Annotated in this window: 7 protein-coding genes; all 7 read right to left on the bottom strand. The window is 58.8% G+C overall.

All coding sequences use genetic code 11. The features are described from left to right. Positions 1-24: 24 nt before the first annotated feature. Genes hisB through prfA form a run of 7 tightly spaced genes read right to left on the bottom strand, consistent with a single transcriptional unit; the run spans position 25 to position 6866 of the window. On the bottom strand, positions 25-618 hold the full coding sequence (gene hisB, locus GXP52_05450) for an imidazoleglycerol-phosphate dehydratase HisB (protein ID NOY86727.1): 594 nt from the start codon (positions 616-618) through the stop codon (positions 25-27). Beyond that, on the bottom strand, positions 615-1700 hold the full coding sequence (gene hisC, locus GXP52_05445; protein ID NOY86726.1) for a histidinol-phosphate transaminase: 1086 nt from the start codon (positions 1698-1700) through the stop codon (positions 615-617). Before hisC ends, hisB begins: the two co-directional genes overlap by 4 nt. Continuing rightward, on the bottom strand, positions 1697-3010 hold the full coding sequence (hisD, locus tag GXP52_05440) for a histidinol dehydrogenase (protein ID NOY86725.1): 1314 nt from the start codon (positions 3008-3010) through the stop codon (positions 1697-1699). The genes hisC and hisD overlap by 4 nt, the downstream gene beginning before the upstream one ends. Next, a complete protein-coding gene (locus GXP52_05435) occupies positions 3007-3648 on the bottom strand; it encodes an ATP phosphoribosyltransferase (GenBank protein ID NOY86724.1) in 642 nt (213 codons plus the stop codon). The genes hisD and GXP52_05435 overlap by 4 nt, the downstream gene beginning before the upstream one ends. After that, positions 3641-4885, bottom strand: coding sequence for a UDP-N-acetylglucosamine 1-carboxyvinyltransferase (murA, locus tag GXP52_05430; protein NOY86723.1), 1245 nt, complete (start codon positions 4883-4885; stop codon positions 3641-3643). The genes GXP52_05435 and murA overlap by 8 nt, the downstream gene beginning before the upstream one ends. Positions 4886-4889: 4 nt before the next feature. Further along, the gene (gene prmC / locus GXP52_05425) at positions 4890-5792 is read right to left on the bottom strand and encodes a peptide chain release factor N(5)-glutamine methyltransferase (GenBank protein NOY86722.1); all 903 of its coding nucleotides are present in this window, start codon (positions 5790-5792) and stop codon (positions 4890-4892) included. Next, the gene (gene prfA, locus GXP52_05420; protein ID NOY86721.1) at positions 5793-6866 is read right to left on the bottom strand and encodes a peptide chain release factor 1; all 1074 of its coding nucleotides are present in this window, start codon (positions 6864-6866) and stop codon (positions 5793-5795) included. Between the last annotated feature and the right edge of the window lies 1 nt (position 6867).

The following is a 6867-nucleotide window of genomic DNA, read 5'->3' as shown; positions in this document are numbered from 1 at the left end:
TTTCCCGGGTTCCAGGTTCCGCCCTCACGTTTCAATCAACATCCCCTTGGTGGACGGAACCCCTTTAACCCTCGGGTCAACACTGACCGCCTGGTCCAGGGTTTTGGAGAAAGCCTTGTATATCGCCTCGGCCACATGGTGGCGGTTGCGTCCCGAATCGACCCTGATGTGCATGTTGGCCCCGGCGTTATTGCAGAACGCCTGAAAGAACTCAGGAAGAAGCTCCATGGAGAAATCCCCCATCCCCCCGTCGAGAGTCGGGATTGAAAAGGAGAGGTAGGGGCGCCCCCCAAGGTCCAGGGCGACGGTGGCGAGGGTCTCGTCCATGGGGAGGATAGCCCACCCGTAACGCCGTATGCCCTCACCAGAGCCCAGCGCCTGTCGGACCGCCTGCCCCAGGCATATCCCCACATCCTCGACGGTGTGATGGGCGTCCACGTCAAGGTCCCCGTCGGCCCGAACCCTGAGATCAAACAGCCCGTGACGGGCGACCAGCTCCAGCATGTGGTCTAAAAACGGCACCCCGGTGCTCACCTCGGACAGGCCGCTTCCGTCCAGCGATATAGACAGTTCGACCCTGGTCTCCTTTGTTTCCCTCTGGACCTCACCGCGTCTCATCCCCGGTCTCCTTCCCGAAAAAAGTCCTTCACCTTTTCAGCCAACATATCGTTCTGGGCCCTGGTCCCAATGGTCACCCTCAATGCGTCGCCGGTCACCTGGTTTCCGGCAATAAACTTTACCACAATGTCATGCAGTTTCAAAAAGGTCCACAGGGCTTCCTCCCTGTCGCCTGCCCGGACAAAAAGGAAATTGGCCCGGGATGGAAAGACCTCGAGTCCACACTCCTTCAGGATTCCGGCCACTCGAACCCTTTCCTTGACCACGGTGGAGATCTGCTCCCTGATGCCGGTAAATTCTTCCAGGATGACCTCTGCGGCCGCCTGAGTGAAGGCGTTGACGTTGAAGGGGGACCGGACCTTGTTAATCTCCCCGATGAGGGATGGATTCGCCACCAGGAATCCGCATCGCAGGGCGGCGGCCCCCACCTTGGAAAGAGTCCGGAGGACGGCGAGATTCCCGTAATCCCCAATCCTCGATGCCCACGAATTTTCCTCGGAAAAATCCCCGTAGGCCTCGTCAACCACCACCAGCCCCCGGCTGGCTCCCAGGATGGCATCTATGTCCTCTTTGCCGAAAAATGACCCTGTAGGGTTGTTGGGGTTGCTCAAAAAGATGATGCCCGGATCGGTCCCGGCGATTTCCGACAGGAACGCGGCCCGGTCGAGGGTAAGGTCACGTTGAAGGGGAACACCCGCCACATCGTACCCTGCGGCCCTTGCGGCGATTGAGTACATGGAGAAGGTGGGGACAGGTATGAGTATCCTGGGGCGCGACGTGTCCCGTGTATTTCTGAAGGTCCACAGGATAAGAGAGATAAGCTCGTCGGAACCGTTGCCGGCCAGGACCTCCTCCGGGCCGCACCCGAAAAGGCATGAAAAGGCTTCCCTCGGGCGACGGGACGAGGGGTCGGGATATCGGTTCGATAAGACCTGCCTGAATGCAGAATCAACTTTCGTCTGCACATCGGGGGGAAGGGGAAACGGACTTTCGTTGGCGTCAAGCCTGATCCCGAAACCACCTTCGGGTGGACGATAGGCCGACAGGTCCCGTATTTCCCGGGGGACAAGGTCTTTGATCATCTTTCCCATTTTCTCATCGCCCCGGGATCGATGCGCAGGTCAACAGCCCTTGCGTGGGCCTCCAGGCCCTCGAGGCGCGCCAAATCTGCTACCTGTGATGCCATCTCCTTCAGGGCCTCACGGGAAAAACGGATAATGCTGCTCTTTTTGATGAAGTCGTAGGTTCCCAGTGGAGAGAAGAAGCGCGCCGTCCCGCCGGTGGGAAGTACGTGGTTGGGCCCGGCCATGTAGTCCCCAAGCGCCTCGGGGGTATATTGACCCATGAAAATGGCCCCGGCGCATGTGACCTTTTCCAGGACCGAATCGGGGTCTTCAACAACCAGTTCCAGGTGTTCCGGGGCCAACCGGTTGACCACGCTTACACCCTCTTGAAGATTCGGCACAAGGATCAGGCACCCATTGTTCTCAATGGCCTGCGCGGCGATCTCTTTTCTGGGGAGACAGGCCATCTGACTGGAGATCTCGCCGACCACAGCTTCAATCACCGCCCGGTCATCCGTTACGAGAATGGGGTAGGTCAGCGGGTCGTGTTCCGCCTGGGACAGGAGATCCGCCGCCACCAGCACCGGATTCGCCTTCCCGTCGGCCAGCACGATGATTTCGCTTGGGCCTGCTATCATATCGATATCAACCACCCCGAAAACAACTTTCTTGGCCATGGCTACGTATATGTTCCCCGGCCCGACAATCTTGTCCACCTTCGGAATTGTTTTCGTCCCGAAGGCCAGGGCCGCCACCGCCTGGGCTCCGCCCACCCGAAACACCCTGTCCACCCCAACGATTGCAGCAGCAGCCAGGACAACCCCGTTGGTTTTTCCCATGGGCGTAGGGACGACCATAACGAGCTCCTCAACACCCGCTACCTTAGCGGGGATTGCATTCATCAGGACAGAGGAGGGATATGCCGCCGTCCCTCCAGGCACGTAAAGACCTACTTTTCCTATGGGGGTGACCTTCTGGCCGAGGGTGACCCCGGGTTTTGGCTCATAGGTCCAGGTGCTTTCCTTCTGGCGGGAGTGAAAATCTCTGATGGCGGATGCGGCTGTCTCCAGAAGTCCGTGTTCCTCAGCGGACAATGCGTCCAGGGCACGGGCCAGTTCGTCCCGCCCGATCTCCATGCCGGAAGTCCCGAGATCCACCTTGTCGAACCTCTCCGTGTACTTGATGAGGGCCGCGTCACCGTGAATCCGGACATCCTCCACAATATCGTTGACCCGGGCCATGATTCCTTCGGGGATGTCCTGACCCCGACGCTCCAGGGATTGGATGGCTGCCTCATAGCCCGGCTTCCCATAATGAACAATTCTCATTTCGACACCACTTTTCTCATCGCCTCGATCAACGGCACAATACGATCCGAGCGCGTCTTGAAGCTGGCCCTGTTGACCACAAGCCGGGCTGTAACCTGCATCACCTCCTCAACCTCCACCAGGTTGTTCTGCCGAAGCGTCTCCCCGGTGGAGACGAGGTCCACGATCCGGTCGGCAAGGTTCACCATTGGGGCCAATTCTATTGAACCGTAAAGCGGAATAATCTCCACCTGCTCGCCTTTCCTTGCAAAATGATCCATGGTGATCTTTGGAAAACCCGTGGCAACCCGGATGTGGCCCCACCCTGTTGGGTCCATCACGGCGGCGGCCGGTTTGGCCAACACGATCCTGCAGAAGCCGAATCCGAGGTCGATGGGTTCCAGGAGATCCTTTCCGACCTCCATAAGTACGTCCTTTCCCACAATTCCCATGTCTGCGGCCCCATACTCAACGTAGGTCGGCAGGTCCTTATCCCTAACGATAAGAAACCTCACCGATCCATCTGCCGACGGGAAAAGAAGCTTCCGGGACCCGTCCAGAGACTCCTTAACGGTCAAGCCGATGCCCGAAAAGAGCTCCATGCATTCGGGCAGTAGCCGTCCTTTGGGAATGGCGATGGTAATGGCATTCTTATCCACGGGTTCTCCAGATCCTGGCGCCTATGGCGGACAATTTCCTGTCCAGATTCTCATATCCCCGGTCCAGATGATAGACACGGGATATCTCCGTCACCCCCTTGCGGCTCGCCAGGCCCGCGAGCACCAGGGAGGCGCTGGCCCGAAGGTCCGTTGCCATTACCGGGGCACCGGAAAGACGGGGCACCCCTTTAATGACGGCCCTTCTCTCAGAGAGGGTAATGTCGGCACCCATGCGGCAAAGTTCAGGCACATGCATGAACCGTTGTTCGAAAATCGCCTCGGTGATGGTGGAAAGGCCCCTGGCCACCGACATGAGGACCATGAACTGCGCCTGCATGTCCGTGGGAAACCCGGGGTAGGGGTCTGTCCTGATATCCACCGCCCTTATATCCCTCGCACAGCTCGCGCGTATCCAGTCCTTCCCCTCCTGTATCTCCAGGCCCGCCTTCCCGAGCCTGTCAATCAGTGCTCTGAGATGATCCGGAACACACCCTTTGATGGTGATATTACCATGAGTCACCCCGGCTGCAACGAGATAGGTCCCGGCCTCAATGCGATCAGGCAGCACCCGGTATCGGACCGGCGACAGGGCCGCGACCCCCTGAATTTCGATGACACCGGTTCCCGCTCCGCTGATCCTTGCGCCCATGGCGTTCAGGGCGTTGACCAGATCCACCACCTCCGGCTCTCGTGCGGCATTAACCAGAGTGGTCTTTCCCTCCGCCAGCACGGCAGCCATGACGAGGTTTTCAGTTCCGGTAACGGTGGGCGCTTCGAAGACCACCTTGGCCCCCACGAGCTTATCAGCCTCGGCCACTACGTATCCGTGCTCCAGGCTGATGGTGGCGCCCAAGGCCTCGAGTCCGGCCAGGTGGCGGTTGATTGGGCGGGCACCTATGGCGCACCCACCCGGTTGAGAAACTCTGGCCTTCCCGAAGCGGGCGAGGAGAGGGCCAAGAACCAGGACAGAGGCCCGCATTGTCTTAACCAGATCGTAGGGGGCCTCCCACCGTGACGCACGGGATGAATCCAGGGACAGGGTCCCATTACCCTCGCAGGTGACGCCGAGATGCTCAAGGAGCCGGATCATGGTATGAACGTCCCTTAAACCAGGGATGTTTTCAAGGATCATCTCCCCTGGGACAAGAAGACATGCCGCCATGAGCGGGAGCGCCGCGTTCTTCGCTCCGCTGACAGGCACTTCCCCCCGGAGGGTGGCTCCGCCCTCGACAATCATTCTTTCAGGCAACGGCTTTCCTCCCAATGACAACCCGCGATGTACCTCCGAGGTCGGGAACCGTCCGGATGGTGTAAAAGCCGGCTCGATCAAATATTTCCGAAACCTCCCCATCCATTCCCCAGCCGACTTCCACCATAATAGATCCGTTGGGCCTGAGGGTTTCCATGGCAATCCGGGCAATGGGCCCGTAGAAATCCGTTCCCTTCGGTCCGGCGATCAGGGCAATTGCGGGGTCGCCGTTCTGCACCTCGGCAGGCAGGGACTCAAATTCAGATTCAGGGATATATGGAGGGTTGGAAACAACCAGGTCAAACCTTTGAGGAGCGGATATAGCGTCCCCCAGATCCGAGCAGCACAGATACACGCGGCCACCGACCCCATTGTTACGGGCGTTTTGTGAGGCTACAGCCAGGGCCCCGGGGCTGATGTCCAGGGCTATGGTTCTGCTGGCAGGCACAAGTGATGCCAGTGCCACGGCGATGGCCCCTGAACCGGTGCCGATATCAAGGACACGGCTGTTCCCACCCAGCGCCTGGAGATAGTCTGCCGCCATGCTGACGAGGGTTTCCGTTTCCGGCCGCGGGGTAAGTACATCCCGGCTGACTTTGAAGGGGAGGGAATAGAATTCACGGTACCCGACAATGCGGCTTACAGGCATCCTCCCGCACCGCTGCGAAATAAAATTTCCATACAGATGGAGCTCCTCCGCCCCGATGGGTTCATCCCCTTCCATAATAACGCGGTCCGGTTCCATGCCGGCCGCAAAACCGAGGAGTACTGCAGCATCAAGGGTCGGATTGGATACGCCGGCTTCGGACAAGGCCTTTGCCCCCGATCGGAAGGCTTCCCGGCGGGAGCAGCCCTGTACACCTGTCTTGATAAGTTCAGCGTTGTCCACGGTCATTCAGGCCACTTCCATGGATTTAAGGTGTTCAGCCTGATCGGAAGCAACCAGTGCCTGGGTGACCTCGTCAAGGTCTCCATCCATGATCGCCTCCAATCGATAAAGTGTCAGATTGATGCGGTGATCCGTGACACGGCCTTGGGGAAAGTTGTAGGTCCTGATGCGTTCGCTGCGGTCCCCGGATCCCACCATGCTCCGCCGAACCCCGTCCTGCTCCGCCCGCTGTTCGTCCTGTTTGACCTTGAAGATCCTGGCCTTGAGAATCTTCATGGCCTTGGCCTTGTTCTTATGCTGAGACTTCTCATCCTGGCAGGAGACCACGATTCCTGTGGGAAGGTGGGTCAGGCGAACCGCTGAATCGGTGGTATTTACGCACTGCCCGCCGCATCCGGTGGCCCGAAAAACGTCCACTCTGACATCCTCAGGGTTGATCTGGACCTCCACATCCTCGGCTTCAGGCATAATGGCCACACTGACGGCGGAGGTGTGGATCCGGCCGCTGGATTCCGTCTCCGGAACCCTTTGGACCCGGTGGACGCCGCCCTCGAATTTAAGAACACTGTAGACTCTGCTGCCCTTGAAAAGGAGGATAATCTCCCGAAAACCGCCCAGTTCCGTGGGACTGGAGCTTAATGTTTCCACGGACCAGCCTTTTTGTTCCGCATATCGGATGTACATGCGCATCAGATCGGCCACGAAGAGGGATGCCTCGTCCCCGCCGGTGCCGGCCCGGATCTCCAGAAGGATGTTCTTCTCATCGAGAGGATCCTTTGGAATCAGGAGGCGTTTAAGCCGACCCTGGAGGTCAGCCATCTCTCCGGCCAGACCATTCTTCTCCTCTCTGGCCAGGGCGACCATGTCCGAGTCCTTTTCCTCCCTGATCATCCCCTCAACCTCGGCAAGCTGCTCATGGAGGGACCTGTATCTCCTGTATGCCTCCACGATGGGTGTGAGGTCGGAGTGCTCCTTGGAATAAACCCTCAGATTGTCCAGACTGGCGACAATCCCGGGATCGCTGAGCATTCTGCCCAGTTCCTCGTATTTTTTCTCTATTTCCGCAAGGCGACTCATCAAC

The sequence above is a fragment of the Deltaproteobacteria bacterium genome (assembly GCA_013151915.1).
Taxonomy (GTDB): Bacteria; BMS3Abin14; BMS3Abin14; order BMS3Abin14; family BMS3Abin14; genus BMS3ABIN14.
This window is presented reverse-complemented; position numbering and strand designations above follow the sequence as displayed.

Excerpts from the sequence above, each read along its gene's own strand:
- hisB (NOY86727.1), bottom strand. The coding sequence starts at position 618 with ATGAGACGCGGTGAGGTCCAGAGGGAAACAAAGGAGACCAGGGTCGAA.
- prmC (NOY86722.1), bottom strand. The coding sequence starts at position 5,792 with ATGACCGTGGACAACGCTGAACTTATCAAGACAGGTGTACAGGGCTGC.
- hisD (NOY86725.1), bottom strand. The coding sequence starts at position 3,010 with ATGAGAATTGTTCATTATGGGAAGCCGGGCTATGAGGCAGCCATCCAA.
- murA (NOY86723.1), bottom strand. The coding sequence starts at position 4,885 with ATGATTGTCGAGGGCGGAGCCACCCTCCGGGGGGAAGTGCCTGTCAGC.
- hisC (NOY86726.1), bottom strand. The coding sequence starts at position 1,700 with ATGATCAAAGACCTTGTCCCCCGGGAAATACGGGACCTGTCGGCCTAT.